The organism is Flammeovirga aprica JL-4, assembly GCF_012844305.1.
Classification (GTDB): domain Bacteria; phylum Bacteroidota; class Bacteroidia; order Cytophagales; family Flammeovirgaceae; genus Flammeovirga; species Flammeovirga aprica.
The window spans coordinates 18509-40984 of sequence record NZ_JABANE010000060.1 but is presented as its reverse complement, the minus strand read 5'-3'; the positions used below and the strand labels follow the sequence as shown (position 1 = coordinate 40984).

Sequence of the window (22476 nt, the reverse complement as noted above, 5' to 3'; positions counted from 1 at the left end):
GTTTCCCGATCAGGTGTTTTTAGTTGCTCAAAAGCATATATTTTTATAACGTGGAATTCTATTTCACATTAATTTTTCCAAGATCAATTTCTTCATCTTCATCCTCAAAATAGAAAGTATCCATACCATCAATGATAGGGTGCATACTTTGTTTGTTTGCGTCAAAAGTATAAAGAAGACAAGGTAATAAAGTAAGGTTGGTGGTCATGGCAACGATCAACGTTACCGAAGTCAATAAACCTAAAGCTTGAGTTGCACCAAATGTAGATCCCATAAAAATGGCGAAACCAAAGAAGAGTACAATAGAAGTATAAAGCATACTTGAACCTGTTTCTCTTAATGCCATAATTACAGCTTTCTTCATGTTATAATTATGAAGTACAATTTCTTGTCTGTATTTCGCAAGGAAGTGAATACTGTCATCCACTGAGATACCAAATGCGATACTGAACACAATAGCTGTACTTGGTTTTAATGGAATTCCAAGGAAGCCCATCAACCCTAAAGTGAACAATAATGGGATAATGTTTGGTATCAACGAGATAATGATGATTCTCAAGTTACCAAATAAAGTACCCATGATAATGGCAATCAGTACAAAGGCAATCAACATACTTTGTTTCAAGTTCTTGATTAAGAAATCATTTCCTTTGATAAAGATCAATGTAGAACCTGTTACCATTGTTTCAAGACCAGAACCTTCAACAATTTCAGCTAATTTTGGTCTGATCACGCTATCCACTAGATAATCCATCTTCACTGAACCAATATCAGCCATACTTGATGAAACTCTAATATATCTTCCCGTTGAATCAATCATTGCATCACTTAAAGAAGAAGAGGCATCATCTGCACTATTTCTTAAATATTTCATGATGTAAGACATCTCACTTCTTGAAGGAAGTTTGAAATAATTAGAATCACTTGCGTGGAATGCTTGATTACCTGCTTTTAAGAAAGTATTGATTGAGATAGGTTGAGAAACTTCATTCAATGAAGAAATAAAGTTTTCTACTTCCTCAACTTTGTTTAATGTACCTTTTTTAAGATAACCTTTCTTACGGCCAGTATCAATGATTAATTCAAATGGCATTACGCCACTAAACTCTTCCTCGAAGAACCTTAAATCTTGCTTTACATGATAATCTTCAGGTAAATCATCTACCATAAATGAGTTGGCAGTAACCTTATAACTTCCGTAAATAGAAAGGCCTACCATTACTGCTGTAAAAGCATATACCCATGTTCTGTGATGCAGTACCAACATTTCCAGTTGATGTAAAACCCAATTGGTAGGTTTGAAATCTAAGTGTTTTAGATGTCTAACATCAGGAGCTGGAAGGTATGAAAATACGATTGGAATGAAAGTGATACTGATAATGAAGGTTACAAAAATGTTGATACCTGCAACAATACCAAATTCCTGCATAGCAGTGATACCCGTACTGATCAATACCATAAAACCAATGGCAGTCGTTGTATTGGTAATCAATGTTACTACACCAATTTTTTTAATGATAAAAGCTAATGCTTCTTTCTTTGGTGTCCCATTGGCATATTCCTGATGGTACTTATTAAGCAAATAAATACAGTTAGGTATACCAATCACCACCAGCACCGGAGGTAAGAGTCCTGTAAGGATTGTGATTTGATAATTGAGGAGGGAGAGTGTTCCCATAATCCAAACAATCACAACTCCAATCACCACTAAAGGATAAAAAACAGGAGAGAACGATCTAAAGAACAAGAATAAAACAATGGCAACCACCGCGATAGAGATACCGAGGAAAATCATTGTTTCTTTCTTCACCTTATCCGCCATGATAGAACGTACATAAGGCATACCGGCATAATACAAATGAATACCGGATTCTTTTTCGAATTGAATAGCTCTTGCCTCCAATCTTTTCATTACTGCTGTACGGTTTTTAGAATTAAGAACCTCAGGGTCCATTTTAATCACCATTGCAGTAGCACCACCTTGACTGATCAAGCGGTTTTTATACACTTTCAGATTTTCAACAGCACTTAAGATACTGTCTAACTCCGCCTGTGTTTTTGGAGGAGTAGTAAAAAACTGTTTGATTTCAAATTTTTGAGACTGTCGGTTTGCGGTGAGATTAGGGGCATCTGCAAGCGACAATACACTAGTGATTCCATCTAATTCTTTGATTTCATCACCCAATTCCATAAACTTTAAAAAGTTATCTAACTCAAAAAGTTTCTCATCTTTAATCCCTAGCACAAACGAAGAAGCATCTTCTCCGAATAATTCTTGGAAACGGTTGAAGTTGATCATATCAGGATCATCGTCTGGAATAATTCTGATATACTGATAAGACCATTTTACATCCCTTGCGTGATATCCCATGAAGATAGTTGAGATAGCAATGCATACTAAAATAGGAATTCTGTTACCAAGAATAAATTCTGCTATTTTTTTCCACATGATGTGTTTGAATTTGTAATAAGCCTATCACTTTTAAAATGATAGGCTTACAGGAAAAATATTATGAAAGTAAAAAAGGAATTATTGCTTCATTCCCAACATTTTGATAGCGGCAACAGCAGCTTCAACACCTTTATTACCATGCTTTCCACCAGCTCTGTCAAAAGCTTGTTGCTCTGTGTTTGGTGTCAATAGACCAAAGATGACAGGCTTATTATATTTTAAAGATACATTAGTTACACCGTGAGCCACAGCTTCACAGATAAAGTCAAAGTGACGAGTTTCACCTTGGATTACACATCCTAAAGTAATAACAGCATCAATTTCTTCTTCCTGAGCCATTAATTGTGCTCCGAATGTTAATTCAAATGCACCGGGTACGTCCTCTCTGTAAATGTTCTCCTCTTTTCCGCCTTCTTTAAGTAGCGTTTCAACAACTGCGTCGTATAACGATTCAGTAATCTTAGGATTGTATTCAGATATTACAATAGCAAATTTTTTGTTAGAGATATCAATTTCTTTCTTTTTTGAATACTCACTAAGACTTTTTAATGCTGTAGCCATTTCTTATATTAATGATTAATGTTTTACTGTTTACAAAGTTATTAAATTTTATATCTTCTAATAGGATAAAGCCTTTTTTATAGATTCTTTAATCATAAAAAAGGCTTTACCTTAGAATTGTTAACCTAACTTTTATTTTATTGAATTATTCTTCATCTATGCTAGGAGTATTTTTCATGAAAGTCTTAAAAATTATGGAGAACCAAATTACCGATAAACACCCAATCACATTGTACCAAAGGAAAGGAACTTCTGTGAAGAAGAATAAATAGATAATGATTCCTTCAGAAAGAATAGCGGCATAAAAAGTAGGTTTAGAACCTATTTTCTTAAAGAAAAATGCGATTGAAAATACACCTAAAATTACACCATAGACTAACGACCCAAGGATATTTACTGCTTCAATTAAAGACCCTAATTTATTGGCAAAGGTGGCAAACAAAATAGCATAAAGTCCCCAGCCAATACTCACCATTTTGGAGGCTGTCAGGTAATGTTTGTCTGAAGCATCTTTTTTAAGGATTCTTTTATAGATATCGATAATCGTTGTCGAAGCTAAAGCATTGATTTCTGATGATGTGGAAGACATACTTGCTGATAAAATCACAGCGATCAACAAACCAATCAAACCTTGAGGAAGATATTCGATCACAAAATTCAGGAAGATATAGTTGGTATCGTTGACATCTACTTCTGGAGCTTGCTTTTCAACTTTTTCTATGATTTCACTTTTTAAAGCAACCACTTTAGCATTCTCTACCATCAGTTCTGATTTCATAGAAGCAATCTTTTGATCATCACCAAAGTTTAATGCAGCCGCATAATCAAGAGCAGAAGATTCTCTTTCTTTCATTTGGCGGGCATAATCTTTTTGCATTTTATCAAATCCTTCTACTTTTTCAGTGGCTTCGTTGAGTGCTACTTTATTAAAAATAAGAGGTGAGGGATTGAAATAATAAAACACGAAAACCATAGCACCAATAAAAAGAATCAGGAATTGCATTGGTATTTTGATCATACCATTAAAAAGCAATGCTAGTCTACTTTGTGCAATTGACGCACCTGAAAGATAACGTTGTACTTGAGATTGGTCGGTGCCGAAATAAGACATAGCTAAGAAGAAACCGCCAATAATTCCAGACCAAACATTGTATTTGCTGGTAGGGTCAAACTCAAAGTCAACGGCATTTAGTTTTCCTGCAACGCCAGCAATATGCAATGCATTGGAGAAACTCACTTCATCCGGCAACATCTGTACTACTAAAACTCCAGCGATAAGCATCCCTACAAAAATGACTGCCATCTGAAGTTTTTGCGTCTGATTAACTGCCTTTGTACCTCCAATTACTGTATAGGCTGTAACTACTACGCCAATCACAATATTGGTGATATTGATGTCCCAGCCCAACAATGAAGATAAAATCAAAGAGGGAGCAAAGATGGTAAAACCGGCAGCCAATCCTCTTTGTGTAAGGAAGAGGATAGCCGTAAATGTTCTTGTTCGAAGATCAAATCTTTTTTCTAAATACTCATAAGCGGTGTAGACATTCATCTTGTGATAAATAGGGACTACAACACTTGAAAGTACAACCATGGCAATCGGCAGACCGAAGTAAAACTGCACAAAACGCATTCCGTCTACGAAAGCTTGACCTGGTGCGGAAAGGAAAGTAATAGCACTGGCTTGAGTGGCCATAATTGAAAGTGCTACGGTAAACCATTTTGCTTCTTTATTACCTAAAAGGTAACTGTTGATGTCTTGCTGTTGTCTAGTTTTCCAAATTCCGTAGATCACAATAAAGGCTAATGTACTCGTTAGTACAGCCCAATCTAAAATGCTCATCTTTAGTTAAATGCGTTTGAGAAGATTGAAAATAATGTGATAAGGACTACTAATTCGCCTAACACAATAGCGTAAAGTTGTTTCCAAGATTTGCCTACAGGAGGCTTTTGTTCATTGTGATCCATTATTTTATATCTTTAGAATTGGCAGGTTTATAATCTAATAAATTGGCGAAAAGACGGTAAGCACCTGATACACCAGCTGGGAGTTCTCTGAACCATGAAATGCCACTGTAGATAAAAGCACCTTTACCATAGTCAGCCACTAAAAGAGAACCATCAACAGGGTCTTGATTAGGGTCTTGCATTTTTAAAACAGCTTTATATTCTTTCCCCCATTCATTAGGGTAATAGAGGCCTCTTTCCTGTACCCAATTGTCAAAATCTCTTTCTGTAATTTTATTGGGTGAAGTCAATGTTTTATGTTTCTCATTCAAGAATGAAACAGGACTTTCTTCTACAGTAATTCTATCTCTTGAAAGTTTTAATGGATAAGGACCAACTTGATCCACTTTCAATCGGAAAGAAGTATTGTATTGAGCGATCACAGTTCCGCCTTCATGAGCATATTTTAAAATTTCAGGCTGAAGGTATCTCATGTTTTCCAATACATTATAAGCACGGATACCAATAATTAATGCATCATAACTTTTTAAAGTAGCGGCTTTGATTTGTTCATGAGAAAGTACATCAACCTCATAGCCTGCAGCTTCTAATGACTCAGGCATAGCATCACCAGCACCCATCAAATAAGCAATTTTTTGAGCATTACCTTTATCGATATTCAATTTGATGATTTTCGCAGTAGAAGGCTTTAAGTATACTTGTCTGTAAATATGATCGTAATCAATAGTAATTAAACCTTGTTTATATGATTTTCCATTTCCTTCAATCACTGCTTGAAGTTCTCCTTCACTGTCTTTCTTTGGAGGAGTAATTGTGAATTTCACTTCCTCTTTTTGCCCTTTGTCAGATAATGAAACCGTTTTTTGTTGAGGTTCAATTTTCCATCCTTTAGGAGTATTTAATTTTAGAACTCCTTCGAAATTATCTGTATTTGATAAAACGGAAACCGTTACTTCTTTTGAATTGTTGTCTCCAAAAATCCAAACACTTTGATCTAAAGTCAGTGAAACTGGAGGGACTATTTTTAAAGGAATATATCTTTCACCTTTGGCAGGGTAAACACGTTTTTGCCAGATATTTAATTCTTTTTTGACACTAGCCCCATCAATATTTAGATAGATCACTACAGGAATCTCAGCAAATTTTTCTGGTAAGCCAATCATTTTTTGATCATTGACCACATACATTCCCTTTGTTGGTTTTTCTTTTAGCCAGTAAGGTTGAGAAACTTCAAAATCCTCAGGAATTAATACATTAATTTCTTCTTTAAGAATTTTGTTTTCAGCAAGAGTACCTACAGCCGTTTTTTCAGCTAAATCACCAACTTTAATTTTTTCAATAGAAACTTTGCTTGAAGTTCTTACTAAAGAAGAAACATTAATAGTTAAGGAGTCACCCTGTGCTACGATGCTTTCAGGTGAAAGTGCTTCTAACCAAATACCAGCACATTCTAAAAGCAACTTCTCTACCTTTTTTGTCTTCACATTTACCCAGTGGTTAGACTGATCCAATTTTCCTAATTCTTCTTTTACTTTGATCAAATAAGGAATAGCGGAAGAAGGTTGAATAGGAGAGAAGTTTTGCTGTAAATTTTCTATGGCTTTTTGTAAGTCTTTGCTGTCATTTACTCTGCCCCATGAAGTGTCAATGCCTTCCATAGGGTCTTTGTCTGCTTTTTCTCCATCTAATAATTTGAAGTATTCAATATTTTCACCTCTGTGAAGCGCGGCGCCAAATCCTTGGCATTTATGTTGAGATCGAGCTTCCATTGCAATTTCACCCACTGATTGCCCTAAAACAGGGATGTATTCACCAGTATCAACACCTAAATATTTTTCTTTATCAAAAGATTCTCCTTTTCCTCTAAAAAACCATGAGTTTGTATTCCAGAAAATTCTTTTTGGCTGCCATACTTGAACATATTCTAATTGCTCAGGAAAAGCAGTTGGGTCCGCGGCTAATGAAAAAGCTTGAACTGCAATGATTGCCGAAGTAGTGTGATGACCATGCGTACGTCCACCTCTGTCTGGAGAAAAACGTGTAATAATAATGTCCGGTCTGAATTTTCTAATATTCCACACCGCGTCTGCTAAAACTTGATCTTTATCCCATACAGAAAGTGTTTCTTCTGGGTTTTTAGAGTAACCGAAGTCGTTGGCTCTTGAGAAAAATTGCTGACCGCCATCTACTTTTCTAGCTTCAATCAGTTCTTGAGACCTCAAAATTCCCAACTCTTCTCTAATTTCTTTTCCGATAAGGTTTTGTCCACCATCACCTCTGGTTAACGCTGTATAAGCCGTCTCAAACCCTTTTGCTCTAGCGAAATAACCAATCACTCTTTGGTTTTCGTCATCAGGGTGCGCCGCAAAATACATTACACTGCCAAGTGTATTGAGGTGGTTTATTTCTTGAATGATTTTGGATACATTAGGTTGTCCGTCTACTGGCGTTTGGGCGTGCAGTAGAGGAATGTATAATAAAGTGATAGATAAAATTAGTGCTCTGATGTTCATTTCAATTAGTGATGTAGGGAAAGTAAATGAAAAAGGCACACCAAAAGAGTTTTTTGATGTCTCTCTTTTAGAGTGCCTTTATCTATTCAAAAAAGCGAAGATTAAATATCTTTATTTGCTTTTTTCCATTTTTTAGAAGCATTAGGTAACCAAGCTTCAATATCTTTGCTGATTGCACCTTTAAAGAAGTTATAAGCGCCATCAGGTTTAGCATCACCTGCTTTTTTTGCCGCAAGAGCAAAGTCTAAAGCTTCATCAAATTTTTCTTCTTTTGCTAAGAATTGAGCTTTAGTCCACTGGTTCCAGAAGTAGTTAGAACGAGTAGCGATTGACATATCGATCAACTCCATTGCTTTTGCAGGATCAGACTCAGCATAATATTTAGCTGAATTTTGGTAAGTTCTCCAAACTTTACCCGCATCTTTCAATGAAGCTTCAATGTTTGCTTTCGTTAATTCAGCTGTAGGAACAGTAACAGTGAAAGAAACCATTGTTTTATCCCACCATAAAGTAACTTTACCTTCAGTGTCAGAAACTGCTTCGATTAAGTAAGTTAAACGCTCTCTGAAAGGTCCTTCAGTTGCTTTTACGCTTACAGACGCTGCATTATCTGCTTTGATAGCAGCCATATCTTGACCTTCTTTTGTATTGTATGCAAAAATGCTTTTTCCTTTGCCGTTGAAATGAACATCCCAATTTGCTGATTCTTGAGGAGTCATGAAGATGTTATAAGTACCTGCTTCAACATCTGAACCACCGATTTTTACAGCAGAACTAAATGTGATTGCAGTTGGAGCATTTGCGCCTGCTCTCCAAGCTTTACCGAAAGGCTCTAATTCACCGAAAACTTTACGGCCTTTTACTGCTGGTGAAGAGTAATCAATTGTAATGGAAGTAACGCCAACTTTTTGAGTTACTGATGCATTTGGACTTGGTGCTGGAAGTTCTTGAGCTGTAACACTCTGCACCGCAAACAATGCGATCGTTAATAAAGCTAGTACCGATCTTTTTAACATGTTTATAAGTATTTAATTTAAAAATTTGAGAGTAAGTGACTCAAAAGCCGGGTCAATTAACCAAATAGAATTTAATAATTCAAATATATTATTGAATTTAATTGGAATATTAAAATTCTTTTTAATAGGTGTGAAAATATCTAAAAATCTATTAAGAGATAGATTAACAATGTATTGAATTGTGAAATTCTAGCAACGGAAGTTGGATATGCGAAAAGGTTTGAAAGATAAGAGAATAAGAAGGGTGCTGTTTGATGGAAAATAATGTGCAAACCCTATATACGACAAAAAGGTTCAGGAAACCCGAACCTTTTTGCTAACCCAAAAACTAACTATTTCTCATTGCAATCGTGTTTGATTGCATTACAAACATACGAAGATATTTTATAAATACAATAGAAATTGTAATAATTTTACAAAAAATATTAATTTGGTAAGTAATGAAGGGGTGAATCAGGACCAATCGGCAAGTCTAAAATAAGCCAAACAGCCATTAAAACGACCCAAACAATCAAAAATGCAATAGAATAAGGTAGCATTGTGGCAATGACAGTTCCTATTCCTGCGTTTTTGTCATAACGTTGAATAAACGCTACAATTAATGCGAAATAAGACATCATTGGGGAAATTATATTGGTTACACTGTCGCCGATTCTATAAGCGACTTGCGTTAATTCTGGTGAAATTCCTACTAACATAAACATAGGGATGAAGACCGGAGCCATTAAAGTCCATTTTGCTGAAGCACTACCCATCACTAAATTGATGAGAGCGGCTAAGAAAATGAAGCAAATCAATAATGGAATTTTATCCAATCCGATTGTTTCTAAAAACTGAGCACCTTTTACAGCACAGATTAAACCAAGGTTGGTCCATTTGAAGTAAGCAACAAATTGAGCGGCAAAGAAAACTAAAACAATATAACTGCTCATTGTTTCCATCGATTTACCCATGCCTTTCATAATGTCAGCATCATTCTTAAAAGTACCTGCGCCTTTACCATAAGCTATACCGCAAATGGCAGCAATAATAAAGATCCATGAAACAATCCCTTTCATCAAGGCAGACTTGAAAATATTATCAGGGTGCTCTACGCTTCTTAGGAAACCATTTTCAGGTAAAATACCAGCAATAATCACTACTGTCAAAATCAAAGCGGCGATTCCAGCATAAATTAATCCTCTTCTTTCTTCAGGAGTAAGGCTATGCATTTCTTCTGCTTCAATATCTCCTTTATATTCACCTAAACGTGGAATGACAATTTTTTCAGTCACAATTGTACCCGCTATACCTATAAAGAATGTAGATACAAACATGAAATAATAGTTACATGCGGCATTGATAGAATAACTTGTATCAATAATTTGAGCGGCTTCTTGAGAAATCCCTTGTAACAGTGGATCAATGGTACCTAATAATAGGTTGGCAGAGTAACCACCTGATACACCTGCAAACGCTGCTGCAAGACCTGCTATAGGATGTTTTCCAAAAGCCAAGAAAATTACGGCTGACAGTGGTACTAATAATACATAACCTACTTCACTTGCTGTATTGGATAATACACCTGCAAAAACAACAACGAAGGTGATGATGCTTTTTGGAGACTTTAAAACTAAAATACGGATCAATGTACCGATAAGTCCGCTACCTTCAGCAATACCAATACCCAACATGGCAACAAGTACAACGCCAAGCGGAGCAAAGTCTGTAAAGTTTTTGACGAGTTTTGTCAACATCAAATAAATGCCGTCCTGAGAAATCAGGTTGACAACAGTGATTGTTTCTCCAGTACCTGGATGAGTCACACTTAAATCGGTTTGAGCGAAAACCCATGAGAGGATCACAACGCCAAAAGCAAAACCTGCAAACAAAGTGGCAGGGTGAGGTAAAGCATTTCCAACTTTTTCTACAAAAGAAAGAAAACGATCAATAAAACTTGATTTTTGTTTTTGTTGAATATCGTTCATGTATTAATAGTTTATATAGTATTTCAGTAGGTAAGTCTTTTAAGCCCGATTCGTTTAGCGATGATGATCAGTTTATAAGTTTACCTTTTTATGGTTAAGATTTTCCGTTTGAAATAAAAAATCAGACAAAAATAAGGAGAGTTTTCGAATTCTAGTCAGTTAAAGGACGTTCACGCTCTATTTTGATTTTTATTAGGAACTATTTCCAATAATAAGATATAAAAGTAATTCTTCTTTATAATGTTATTAATGATTATTAAAAGTGTAGTAAGAACAAGAAATGGTGTTATGTTTCTTTAAAGTATCAAACAATAAGTTTTTTTTAAGAAATTCTTTTGTGCTCACTATCCCTAATTATAATTTCTTCAGCTTCTCATACACTCTTTTAGAATACATTAAAGTTTCTGATGTCAGTTTATATAAAACTCAAAGACTGTAAAATACTACATCCCAACTTGGAAGAGTAAAAACAAAAATACTATATTTGATTACACTACCTAAGGTCATCAGTCTTTAATATTATCGTCTATTCGTTTTTGTAATGCTCAAAACATTTGAATTTTAATACTGTTTAAAAGTATAGAAAACGGCGAAGTTTAAAGAGACTTAGTTTAGTATTTAGTACATATAAACCTTATTATGGCTAGTAGATTAGACAAAACACAACATCAAGGTTTCGGGACGGCTCCCGTATTTTTTACCTCAATTAGTACCATTTTAGGTGCGATTCTCTTTTTGAGATTTGGATATGCAGTTTCAAACCTGGGATTATTGTCATGTTTGGTTATGGTGCTTGTAGGGCATTTGGTTACAATCCCTACAGCAATGGCTATTTCTGAAATAGCAACTAATCAAAGAGTACAAGGTGGAGGTGTTTATTATATTATTTCCCGTTCATTTGGTATCACGATTGGTGGGGCTATTGGTATTTCACTTTATTTGTCACAGGCCATTAGTACAGCTTTTTATATCATTGCATTTGCAGAAGCATTCCGTCCTTTATTTCCATTACTAGAGACTTATGGTATTGTAGACCTCAATTTGAGGTGGATTACCATTCCTGTTACTATTGGCTTGATCGCTTTGGTGATTTATAAAGGAGCAGATCTTGGAATGCGTACCTTATATATAGTTGTTGGTATTTTATTTCTTTCGCTATTATCCTTTTTTGCCGGCACTACAGAGTTTGCACAGGAGTTGGATAAAGTAGACTGGTATGGTCATATAGAAAATGGAGATAGTTTCTTTAAAGTATTGGCGATCTGTTTCCCCGCATTTACAGGTATTGCAGCAGGAGTAGGGTTGTCAGGAGATTTGAAATCGCCTGAGCAATCTATTCCGATCGGTACAATGCTGGCAGGTATTTTTGGAATGGTAGTTTATATGTTTGTCGCTTATAAGTTATCAGTTTCTGCATCACTTACAGATCTTGAAAGTGATCCATTAATCATGACAGATATATCGCTTTGGGGACCTATGGTTCCTATTGGGTTAGCGGCAGCGGCTTTATCATCAGCGATTGGTTCTATATTGGTGGCGCCAAGAACACTGCAAGCTATAGCGGAAGATAAAGTATTGCCAAATCAATCAGTGAATAAATGGTTAGGTTTTGTTACTAAGGATTCTGGTGAGCCTTTAAACTCATCATTGGTGACTTCATTTGTGACGATTGTATTTGTATTGATTGGTGATATTGATATTGTGGCGCAGATTATTACAATGTTTTTTATGGTGACTTACGGAGCCATCTGTTTAATTTCCTTTTTAGAACATTTTGCTTCAGACCCAGCATATAGACCCGTTTTTAAATCAAAACCAATTATATCATTAGTAGGTGCAGTAATGTGTCTTTATTTGATGTTCAAAATCTCTGTGACTTACACTATGATTGCATTGGTATTTATGGTGATTTTATATCAGATGGTACGTCGTTTTACTCCAAATAAAGAAGGATTGAAAGCCATTTTCCAAGGTGTTATTTTCCAGCTGAGCAGGCAATTCCAGATTTTCTTGCAGAAGACAGATATTGATAATGAAGAAGATCACTGGCGACCTGCCGTGGTGTGTGTAAGTAGAAATACTTTTAAACGTTTCTCGGCATTTAATCTTGTAAAATGGATTGCACATAAATATGGTTTTGCCACTTATATACATTTAATAGATGGTTATTTATCAAAAGAAACCAATAAAGAAGCACAAAAAGATCTTGAAAGATTAATTAAAATATCAGAAGCAAGTAATTCAAAAGTTTATTTGGATACGATGATCAGTCCGTCTATGACATCAGTGATTGCTCAAGTGATTCAATTGCCGTCTGTAGCTGGTAAGGAAAATAATATGCTAATGTTTGAGTTTTCTAAAAAGAACAATGATGACGGCTTGAAACAGGTGATTGATAACTTCAAATTAATGTCAGTAACTGGAAATGATATTTGTGTATTGGCTTCTGATGAAAGAAATTTCGGTTATAAAACAGAAATACATATATGGCTGACACCAAAAGATCTTGAAAATGCCAACTTGATGATTCTATTGGCGTTCATTATAATAGGTCATCCAGAGTGGAGTAATGCCAAAATCACATTATTAGCTTGTTTCCCTGATGCCGAGTTGGAGATGAGAAGAGAGCAGATTTTAAAATTGATCAAAACAGGCCGTCTGCCAATTTCTAAAAATAATGTCCGTCTAATTTCAAGAGCGGATAATGTAGATATTAAAACAGTAATTAATTCAACTTCTCAAGATGCTGACCTTACAATTGTAGGTCTAAGGTTAGAAGCCTTGAAGAAAGTTAATGAACAAGTATTCTATGGATATGATGATATCGGAGATGTCTTGTTTATTCATACAGCACAAGGGAAAGACATATCTTAATATTGTCTTTCCTTCAAATTAACCAATAATACAATGTAAAATACGTTGTTCACATTGTTATAACACATATTTTAAACACATAACTATCATGACTTACTATTACAGATTAGGTGAAATACCACCTAAAAGGCATACGCAGTTCAGACAGCCGGATGGTTCACTCTATCATGAGGAACTAGTTAGTTCGCTGGGTTTTTCTGGTGTGTATTCCAATTTGTACCATAAAGTTCCACCCACTAAGGTCAAGGAAATCAAAACTTCAACGCCTTACGGGTATAAAATACTAGAAGGGTATGGTCTGAAAATGACTCACCTTAAAACAGCTGAAGTAGAACATACAGGGGAAGATTTTCTTTCTGCACGTTTACCTTTAATGGCAAACAGTCAGTGCGTAATTTCATTATGCTACCCTAAGCAACTGGAAATGAATGATTATTTCAAAAATGCCGATGGTGATGAGATGATCTATGTCTATGAAGGAAAAGGGGAGATGCATACACAATTTGGGGTGGTTCCTTTTCAAAAAGGAGATTATATAGTAGTGCCAAGAACTACAATCTATAAAATGGAATTTGATACCACTTCTTCTCAAAAATTTCTTATTGTAGAATCAAAAATGCCTATTGAAACGGTAGGGAGATATAGAAACGAACTTGGACAGCTATTAGAACATTCTCCTTATTGTGAACGGGATTTACATCCTCCAGTAAGATTATCTGATTTGGATAAGTCCGCAAAAGATTACTCGATGAAGATCAAAAAAGGTTCAGAATTGCATCATTATATTTATGGTAATTCACCTTTTGATATAATAGGCTGGGATGGGTTTTTATATCCTTATACCTTTTCTATTTACGATTTCGAACCTATAACAGGACGGTTACATCAGCCACCTCCAGTGCATCAGACTTTTCAAGCAAGAGGAGCATTTGTGGTTTGTTCATTTGTGCCGAGGTTGTTTGATTATCACCCATTGAGTATACCTGCACCTTATAACCATTCTAATATTGATTCTGATGAAGTGTTATTTTATACAGAAGGAAATTTCATGAGTCGAAAAGGAATTGCACAGGGAGCATTTACGCTGCATCCTGGTGGAATACCACATGGACCACATCCAGGAACAATGGAGAAGAGTATTGGAAAAAAAGGGACGGAAGAATATGCCGTAATGGTAGATACATTTGCTCCATTATATATAACCGAACAGGCAAAGCCATTTATTGATGAAGAGTACCCTTATAGTTGGCTTTAAAAATTGATTAAGTAAGTAATTATCAAATTTGTTTAAACAACGAGGCCATTGTAATCTTTTTATTACAATGGCCTCGATACATATTGGCTTAGCATTTTTAATCTAGTTCAATTTCCTTTTTAGAATACTGAGTGATTGCCGCTAAGTCATTTTCATTGATATAGTTGTATAATCTAGTATAACCAATATCAAGAAGACGACTGATTTTTGCAATACTCTTTCCTTCGTCAAGGTATTTTTTGATCAAATCTTTCTTACGTTGTGCAATCTCCTTACGGTGCGACTGACCCATTTTTCGGATACGGTCTAATTGTAAAGGACGTTGCTCTAACAGACGCGTAGATTTGTCAGCTTGTGTTTCCCAGAATAAGTTGATGGGAGCCAGGTTTTTATAATCCCAGTCTCTGTAAGCTAACTTGTGACTTTTAGAAGGTTTTAGCTTACCCATGTCTCTCAAGATGATTTCAGCAATGGCCAAAGACTTCCATTTTCCGTCTTCGTTAACCCTGATAAACAAGCAAGAACCATTGTCTGAAATACGGTGGTATTTCTCTTTGTATTGATAGTAATCATGACCATCAATAGGTTTCTCTGCTGTTTTTTTAGATGGCTTACAGCTCTTTACAAACTTTTCAGAATAATCTGGAATATATTTTCTTTTGGTAGCAAACCTTGTTTTCAAGGTACACCACTCTAAATTATCAACTTGATTATTGGATTTGTCGCCATCCTTGTGGATTACAATTTGTCCTTCTTCTTTTGGCTTATCAAGGAACATTTCAGCCACCAATCGGTGCACATAGAAAGATTTCTTTTTCCCATTCACTTTGCAGTCAATGGAAAGATAACCACCTCCTATATCTCTTCCTTTAATAAGTTCACCTTTTTGAGAACGAGCATAAGATTTGACTTTACCGTTATTACTAATTTCATACTTCTTATCAGTAAAGGGTAATTCAACCCAGATTTCTTCTGTAGTTGTTTTTTCGGGCGAAGTAGTTTTCATAATTCGACTGTTTCAATTAAGATAGTTAAATTTGTAGTGATAGATATTAACTTAAGATTTTAATTTATCTATTAAAAAGCAAAGAGGTTAAATCTGTGTACTATTTGTAAACGTAAATCGTAAGGAAATCAATTAATGTTATACGTTAATAGAACTGTTGTTTATATTTAAATGCAAGATACGATAAAACATCTCCGAAGGTATTAAGAATCTCTTTCGTCTGATCATCAACTTTTTTCCCTCTAGTTCTGAGTAATAATAACCCAAATATCCCATTAATACAAATTTGTATCGGATTTGTAATTAAACCGTCTGCAATTTTTAAATTATTCTCAATATGAGGAGAGGCATTTTGATAAATTTTCAAATAATCTTGATCTTCTTTCAGAAGTTTTTCATGAATTGACGTAATAGTATCAATTTCATTTTGGGCCCATGAGCAATGTCCTTCTTTCATTACCTCCTCAGTTTCCATCAACTGCATAAGTTCTTTATGCCAGTCAAGGATCTGTTGCTTCTCTTCTTCATTTAATTTTGTAATATGCTTAAGAACATATTCCTTTATATCATCAAAATTAAAGTTGAAAGCTCTTAGTAACTCCTCGGATTGATAAATATATATGATATACTCACATATATTTTCTTTCTTTTTTTTATCTGCTATTATCATTAATGCAAGTTCTATTCTCGTATCTCAACTATTCAAAAAAAAAGAATAGTCATGAATCTGATTATCGCAATACTGTTGTGCTACTATTTTTAATAGATCTACTATGATTTCTTCAAGTTATAAGATGTTGTTGTTAGTGGATTAAAAAGTGAATGCCAAAAATAAAGTCAACAAAACTTTAACCTAAAATTATAACTCCTAAAGATTGAATAAATCGCAAATAGTGGCTATTATTTTATTTAAAAGGCAAAAGAAAAGGAAATAGATGATAAATCAAATATTTCCTTTAATTATAATGTTTTATTTAGAATTATTTTTTACTCTTGATGTTCAATACCTCCTGATCTAATCTCCAAATCGCCTCCTGCATTTCAGATAAAGAGTCATTTGCTTCTTTCTCTGGGAAGTCCCTTGAAATATGTGCTACTAAACGCCACATTTCGCTGATTTCCAGCGCGCTTACCTCGTATGGGGAGTATTTTAAGTTGGTTGATTTTAGAATAAAACTGTTATTCGTATTGATATTATTGTATACTTTTTTCAATACAAAACCTTCAGATTTTGTGGTGACAATACATACTGACCCTTCTCTGATTGTTTTCCAGTCTTCTATATATTCTCCAATAATAATTGTACCCTCTTCAAGAGGTGGCATAGAGTCACCTGTGATTTCAAACGCTCTGTATGTTTTACCTTTAGGTAAGAAAGGTAAAGTATATTTTGGAAGGTTTTTGAAGAATGAAGTATCAGAATATCCAGCGGCATAACCTGCTCTTGCTTTCTCTGGTACTAAAACAATATTCTCTTCATCCGTTTCCTTATCCGTTGGAATAGCAAGGATACGCATTCCTTTTCCGGAGATATGTTCTTCTGTATTTTCTCTTTTCTGAACCGTCATTGGGTCCATCAGAGTAAGATCTTTGGTTAAAATATCATCAATGGCGACATTAAAAAATTGAGAAATACGTTCCAGACGGAAGTAGTTTGGTTCTGCACGGCCATCTTCATAAGAAGAGACTGCGCTTCTAGATACTACATCTTGTTCCGTACTTAATTGATCTCCTAAATCAGTTTGACTTAATTTGGGCTTTTGCTGTTGTCTTAAAAACCTTAGGTTTTTTCCAAATTTTGATGGTATTTTCGACATTTGATGATTTTTTACACTTAGGAATACTAAAATTTTTGTCAATTTAAGATATTAAACATTAATTGCCAAATTTTTCAACTAAAATGTAGAAATGACCTGTTTTTTTTCTAATTGTATAAGTTTTATACATAAAAAGATATTGTAAGACGGTAATAATGTTTTAACTTTAGTTATTAATATTATCAGAAAAAAAATATAAACATAACTTCGAAATAAAAGTATATGAAAGGATTTATAAAGACCACAATCGCCGTATTATTAGGGCTGATTATTTTCTCATTTGTAGTTTTTATAGGAGGCAGTGCGGCCCTTGTTGGTATTATAGCATCAGCTTCAAGTGATGGTGCCGAGCCTACTATGATTGATGATCAATCTGTATTAGTGCTAAAATTATCTCAACCTATTGCTGAAATTGGAGAATCTGACCCGTTTGAAGCATTAAATTCAAGTTATTTTCCATCGAATGGATCTGTAAGTTTACAAAATTACCTTGATGTGATTGATAAGGCTGCGAATGATGATAAAATTGCAGGCATTTATATCAAAGGAGGATCTTTCGGAGGCAGTATGCCAATGGCTTTGGAAGTAAGAGATGCTTTGAGAGCTTTTAAAGACAATGGGAAATTTATTTATGCTTACGCCGATTATATCACAGAAGCGGGGTATTATGTATTGGCTGAAGCTAATAAAATTTACCTGAACCCGATTGGCAGTTTAGAATTTAATGGTCTTTCATCAGAAGTAGTTTATTTGAAGAAATTCTTTGAGAAAATTGGTGTGAAACCAGAGATCTTCAGAGTAGGTAAATATAAGAGTGCAGTGGAGCCTTTTATGACTGATAAAATGAGTTCGGCTAACAAAGAACAAATTTCATCTTACTTAAACTCTCTTTATGACTATTATTTGGGTGGTATCAGTGAGTCAAGAGGTATCAAATTGGAAGAGTTGAGAAATATCTCTAATAAAATGTTGATCAGAAACGCTCATGATGCACAGCAATTAAAATTTGTTGATGAGCTTGTTTATGAAGATGAGGCGGAAGCTCATATTGCAGAAATGTTGGAAGTTGAAAAGGCTGATGACATTTCCTTTATTAAATATAACAAATACAAAAAGGCTTTTGATCCTAGATCAAAAGAGGGTGAGAAGACAGGAAAAGTGGTGGTTTTAGCGGCTGAAGGTGATATTATTTATGGTAAATCTGAAGGCGGTAATAAATCAATTGCTAACGTGGATTTAGTAAAAGAAATCAATAAGTTAGCGGATGATGAGTCTGTTGATGCGGTAGTATTAAGAGTAAATTCTCCAGGCGGTAGTGCTTTATCTTCAGATTTAATTTGGAGAGCAGTTCAGAATCTTAAAAAGAAAAAGCCTGTGGTAGCTTCAATGTCAACTTATGCGGCTTCTGGAGGTTATTATATTTCTATGGGATGTGATAAAATTGTTGCTTACCCTAACACAATCACCGGATCAATTGGTATTTTCGGTCTGATGTTTAATCCTTCAGAGTTGCTGAATAAAAAATTAGGCATTAAAACTTATGCAGTGAGTACAGGTGAATTCTCAAATTTCCAATCTCCATTGGATGATTTCTCTAAAGAAGATTTTGCTATTATTCAGCAAAGTGTAGAAGAAGGCTATAAGACATTTACTGAGAAGGCGGCTGAAGGTCGTCATATGAATATTGATGACTTATTGAAAGTAGCACAAGGTAGAGTCTGGACAGGTATTCAAGCGAAGGAAGTAGGGCTTGTTGATCAATTAGGAGGATATGAAACTGCTATTGATATTGCAGCTGATTTAGCTGGTTTGGAAGTAGATAGTTATGAAGTTGATCATTTGCCAGGAGAACTTGATTTCTTTGAGGAAATGTTCAAAGGTTTGGAAATCGAAACACAAGCTTACTTGAAAAAGAGTTTGATGGGTGAGTATTCTTCTGAAACTGATAAAGTGATGAAGTGGATGAACTCTATGAAAGGTGTTCAAGCTAGAGTTCCATATTTAGAAGAAATTGAGGGATATTAATCGATTCTATTTTTTAGATTTAAGACTTACATTAATATAAAAATCCTACCTTCATAGAGGGTGGGATTTACTTTTTCTAACCAATTGAATTATTCAAACTAATTCCAATTCAAATTTTTTTTTGGTTATATAGTTCTTAAATAAGTTGGAGGTTTACTTTCAATTTGTGTGAATGAAGGGTGATGAAGTTAATATTGTTCAGTGAAAATTTCAGCACTATACACTATCCAGTTTCTTGATGGTAAAATAAAACTGACTGCCTTCATTTTCTTTAGATTCAAACCATATGCTTCCCTTATGCATTTCCACTATTTTCTTACAGAACGCTAAACCGACACCAATACCTTCATATTCAGTTTTTAAATGAAGTCGAGTAAACATATCAAAGATTTTATCTTGATTTTGGTCAGTAATACCAATACCATTATCAGCAATACAGAATTGCCAATAAGTGCTGCATTCTTTATAGGTGATATTTATTTCAGGAATAGTATTTTCATCTTGATACTTGATGGCATTGACGATGAGGTGTTCAAATAGTAGCTTGATGAGTTCTGGAATAGCATCAATTTCAGGAAACACGTTGTAGGTAATCACCGCATTTTTCTGATTAATCAGGTCTTTTTTTTCATCACTAATTTCAGCAAGAATACCATTAAGATTAGTGACTTTGAATTCTTGTTCATGACTAAGTTTGGAGAACGTAAGCAAGCTTAAAATCATTTGATCCATGATCTTCATTTCACCATGAATATAGTTAAAGTAGAGATCGAATTTCTCATTAGGGCCTTCCGCCTCTTTTTTGATAAATTTAAGAAAACTACTCGTAGTACGAAGGGGTTCACTTAGGTTGTGGGAGCATATATAGGTGAAATGTTCTAATTCATTATTTTTTTGTTCAAGTTGTTGTTGTTTGTCTTTTATACTATTGATGTAATCTCTATTCTCAGCTAAAAAGTTAGATAAAATGTTGAAAGAGACGCCAAAATTAATAAAGTCCATTACTATTTGACTATATTTTTGTATCTCTTCAGTTGTAGAAATAAGAGCCTCAAAATGATGGAAATGCCATATTAAATAACTGAACATCAGTATTCCTAAAAGTGCAAATATGATCTTTTTCATACCTTTATCTTCTTCAAAAAAGATTAATGGTAGTCCCAGATAAGGGATGAAAAGGTATTGGAAATGAAAAGGTTCTCCTACAGTAATTGCCATAGCAGTTATGATAATTAAAGATAAAACGCAGTATAAGACTTGAGAGAGTTTATACTTCTGATAATGGTTGAGTAGTGGAATAATACCGAAAACAGGCAATAAACAGCCTGTGATTATCGTAACTTCTAAAGGAGAATGAATGGATATTGAAGTAATGAAAAATATAATTATAGCACCTATTCCAATTAATGAAACTTCATTTAATAAACGTATTTTCTTAATTACTGTAGTAGGTTGTCCTTTCCGAACTCCTATGTTTAATATAGTGTGCTTTAGATTTTCCATAAAGAGATATATAGCAATATTAATCTACATTTTTATAACTTTTTGGCTTATAGTGTAGTGTCTTAGTAGGTATTTTTTTGATTTCTGTAGGTAGGCTTTTTTTGATTGTAAAATAAAATTGACTGCCTTTTTTATATTCAGACTCAACCCAGATTTTACCTTTGTGCATTTCAATTATTTTTTTGCAGAAAGCAAGACCAATACCTTCACCTTTGTATTCATCATCTAAATGAAGTCTAGTGAACATATGGAAGATCTTATTCAGGTTTTTTTCTTTGATACCAATACCATTATCAGCTACACAAAATTCCCAGTAATCGGGTGTTTCTTGACAAGATATTGTGATGACAGGTTTCACATCAGGAATTTGATATTTGATACCATTGATGATCAGGTTTTGAAAAACTTGTTTTATTTGAGTGGGCATTCCATGAATCACAGGTAAGTCTGAGAAGTTAATAGTAGCTTTCTTTTCAAGCATCAGTGTATTGATGTCTACTTTTACTTCTTGTATTAAATTCTGAGTGTTAAGCTGTTGATGTGAACTATTTTTATTGAGCTTTGAGAAATTTAGAAGACTTGAAATCATAGTGTCCATTCTATTATTGGCTTGTTCTACAAAACCAAAGTAGGTATTGAGTTTATCATTAGTAGGGTCTGACTCTTCTTTTATGATACCAATAAAACCAGTAACCGTTCTTAGAGGTTCACTCAGGTCATGAGAGCAGATATAGGCAAAATGTTCTAATTCTTTATTCTTTTCTTCTACTTCCTCATTTTTCTTTTTTAGTTTATCTAAGTACTTATTGTTTTCAGAAGTAAAAAAATAGAAAAGGCTTATGATAAAGACAAAAAGAATAATCTCATTCAGTAAGCGGGTTTCAAACAATATACTCTCATCAAGCGTAATTAGTGGCTCGAAATTTTTGAAGTGCCATTGTAAATATAAAAAGCCAATGATACCGGCAGATGAAAGCAATACCTTAATTCGCCCTTTTTTATCATCAAACAAAATAAAAGGGAGACCTAGATAGGGGACCAACAAAAATTGAGAATGTAATTTTGGACCTGAAACAATTGCTACTGTCATTAAGATAAATAATGAAATAATACAATGTACTACTCTTGTTGCATAGTACTTACCCAAATAGTTGAGCAGTGGCATTACCAAGATTGCAGGAATCACTAAGCCCGTTACTAATTTTGAATAAAAAGGAGTGTCCATAACGAATGCATAAATCAACATTCCAAAAGCAGAAGCACATCCTAAAAAAGAAATAGAATTCGTTAGGTGAATTTTTTTGATGGTATCTGCATCTAATCCCTCATGCACTCCTATATTCTGTAGAGTGAGTATAACTTTTCTGATTAAAGATTTTTTCAATTAAGCAAGAGATTAATAGGGTTGATATTAGGTTTTTTTGTAGTTAGTATAAGATAGCTTTAGAAAATGGGAATAGAAAATCTGAGAAAGAATTCATTTTTGATCTGCTATACAATATTGTAATCATACAATTTT

General features: G+C 34.4%; 14 protein-coding genes. 3 read left to right on the top strand and 11 right to left on the bottom strand.

The window, feature by feature from the left end:
- Positions 1-58: 58 nt before the first annotated feature.
- The 6 genes from HHU12_RS20180 to HHU12_RS20155 form a co-directional block, all read right to left on the bottom strand.
- On the bottom strand, positions 59-2449 hold the full coding sequence (locus HHU12_RS20180; protein ID WP_169658548.1) for an efflux RND transporter permease subunit: 2391 nt from the start codon (positions 2447-2449) through the stop codon (positions 59-61).
- 81 nt (positions 2450-2530) lie between these two features.
- A complete protein-coding gene (ribH, locus tag HHU12_RS20175) occupies positions 2531-3013 on the bottom strand; it encodes a 6,7-dimethyl-8-ribityllumazine synthase (RefSeq protein WP_062615848.1) in 483 nt (160 codons plus the stop codon).
- A gap of 145 nt (positions 3014-3158) precedes the next feature.
- Positions 3159-4856, bottom strand: a complete 1698-nt coding sequence (locus HHU12_RS20170) for a sodium:solute symporter (RefSeq protein WP_169658547.1) — start codon at positions 4854-4856, stop codon at positions 3159-3161.
- A gap of 124 nt (positions 4857-4980) precedes the next feature.
- Positions 4981-7494, bottom strand: coding sequence for a PIG-L family deacetylase (locus HHU12_RS20165; protein WP_169658546.1), 2514 nt, complete (start codon positions 7492-7494; stop codon positions 4981-4983).
- Positions 7495-7595: 101 nt separating this feature from the next.
- On the bottom strand, positions 7596-8510 hold the full coding sequence (locus tag HHU12_RS20160; protein ID WP_169658545.1) for a DUF2911 domain-containing protein: 915 nt from the start codon (positions 8508-8510) through the stop codon (positions 7596-7598).
- A 425-nt stretch (positions 8511-8935) separates the two neighbouring features.
- Positions 8936-10477, bottom strand: coding sequence for an AbgT family transporter (locus tag HHU12_RS20155; protein ID WP_169658544.1), 1542 nt, complete (start codon positions 10475-10477; stop codon positions 8936-8938).
- Between the two features lie 639 nt (positions 10478-11116).
- Here HHU12_RS20155 and HHU12_RS20150 point away from each other — a divergent pair.
- A complete protein-coding gene (locus HHU12_RS20150; protein WP_169658543.1) occupies positions 11117-13351 on the top strand; it encodes an APC family permease in 2235 nt (744 codons plus the stop codon).
- A gap of 88 nt (positions 13352-13439) precedes the next feature.
- Positions 13440-14606: a homogentisate 1,2-dioxygenase gene (locus HHU12_RS20145; RefSeq protein WP_169658542.1), complete on the top strand. Its 1167-nt coding sequence runs from the start codon at positions 13440-13442 to the stop codon at positions 14604-14606.
- Between the two features lie 97 nt (positions 14607-14703).
- Here the strand turns inward: HHU12_RS20145 and HHU12_RS20140 are convergent, their stop codons facing one another.
- From HHU12_RS20140 to HHU12_RS20130, 3 genes are all read right to left on the bottom strand, one after another.
- Positions 14704-15612, bottom strand: a complete 909-nt coding sequence (locus HHU12_RS20140) for an NUMOD4 motif-containing HNH endonuclease (protein ID WP_169658541.1) — start codon at positions 15610-15612, stop codon at positions 14704-14706.
- A gap of 145 nt (positions 15613-15757) precedes the next feature.
- Positions 15758-16282, bottom strand: coding sequence for a DUF4924 family protein (locus HHU12_RS20135; protein ID WP_169658540.1), 525 nt, complete (start codon positions 16280-16282; stop codon positions 15758-15760).
- Positions 16283-16592: 310 nt separating this feature from the next.
- A complete protein-coding gene (locus HHU12_RS20130) occupies positions 16593-17429 on the bottom strand; it encodes an XRE family transcriptional regulator (protein ID WP_169658539.1) in 837 nt (278 codons plus the stop codon).
- Between the two features lie 222 nt (positions 17430-17651).
- Between HHU12_RS20130 and sppA the strand changes: the two genes are divergently transcribed.
- Positions 17652-19454: a signal peptide peptidase SppA gene (gene sppA / locus HHU12_RS20125; RefSeq protein ID WP_169658538.1), complete on the top strand. Its 1803-nt coding sequence runs from the start codon at positions 17652-17654 to the stop codon at positions 19452-19454.
- Positions 19455-19670: 216 nt separating this feature from the next.
- On the opposite strand, the gene HHU12_RS20120 is transcribed toward sppA, so the two are convergent.
- Complete coding sequence (locus HHU12_RS20120) at positions 19671-20957, bottom strand: sensor histidine kinase (RefSeq protein ID WP_169658537.1); 1287 nt, start codon at positions 20955-20957, stop codon at positions 19671-19673.
- Between the two features lie 19 nt (positions 20958-20976).
- The gene (locus tag HHU12_RS20115) at positions 20977-22341 is read right to left on the bottom strand and encodes a sensor histidine kinase (protein WP_169658536.1); all 1365 of its coding nucleotides are present in this window, start codon (positions 22339-22341) and stop codon (positions 20977-20979) included.
- Between the last annotated feature and the right edge of the window lie 135 nt (positions 22342-22476).

Bases quoted from the DNA above. Each gene is read 5' to 3' on its own strand.
- HHU12_RS20170 (WP_169658547.1), bottom strand. From the start codon at position 4,856: ATGAGCATTTTAGATTGGGCTGTACTAACGAGTACATTAGCCTTTATT.
- HHU12_RS20120 (WP_169658537.1), bottom strand. From the start codon at position 20,957: ATGGAAAATCTAAAGCACACTATATTAAACATAGGAGTTCGGAAAGGA.
- HHU12_RS20145 (WP_169658542.1), top strand. From the start codon at position 13,440: ATGACTTACTATTACAGATTAGGTGAAATACCACCTAAAAGGCATACG.
- ribH (WP_062615848.1), bottom strand. From the start codon at position 3,013: ATGGCTACAGCATTAAAAAGTCTTAGTGAGTATTCAAAAAAGAAAGAA.
- HHU12_RS20165 (WP_169658546.1), bottom strand. From the start codon at position 7,494: ATGAACATCAGAGCACTAATTTTATCTATCACTTTATTATACATTCCT.
- HHU12_RS20160 (WP_169658545.1), bottom strand. From the start codon at position 8,510: ATGTTAAAAAGATCGGTACTAGCTTTATTAACGATCGCATTGTTTGCG.
- HHU12_RS20130 (WP_169658539.1), bottom strand. From the start codon at position 17,429: ATGTCGAAAATACCATCAAAATTTGGAAAAAACCTAAGGTTTTTAAGA.
- sppA (WP_169658538.1), top strand. From the start codon at position 17,652: ATGAAAGGATTTATAAAGACCACAATCGCCGTATTATTAGGGCTGATT.
- HHU12_RS20140 (WP_169658541.1), bottom strand. From the start codon at position 15,612: ATGAAAACTACTTCGCCCGAAAAAACAACTACAGAAGAAATCTGGGTT.
- HHU12_RS20155 (WP_169658544.1), bottom strand. From the start codon at position 10,477: ATGAACGATATTCAACAAAAACAAAAATCAAGTTTTATTGATCGTTTT.
- HHU12_RS20180 (WP_169658548.1), bottom strand. From the start codon at position 2,449: ATGTGGAAAAAAATAGCAGAATTTATTCTTGGTAACAGAATTCCTATT.
- HHU12_RS20135 (WP_169658540.1), bottom strand. From the start codon at position 16,282: ATGATAATAGCAGATAAAAAAAAGAAAGAAAATATATGTGAGTATATC.
- HHU12_RS20150 (WP_169658543.1), top strand. From the start codon at position 11,117: ATGGCTAGTAGATTAGACAAAACACAACATCAAGGTTTCGGGACGGCT.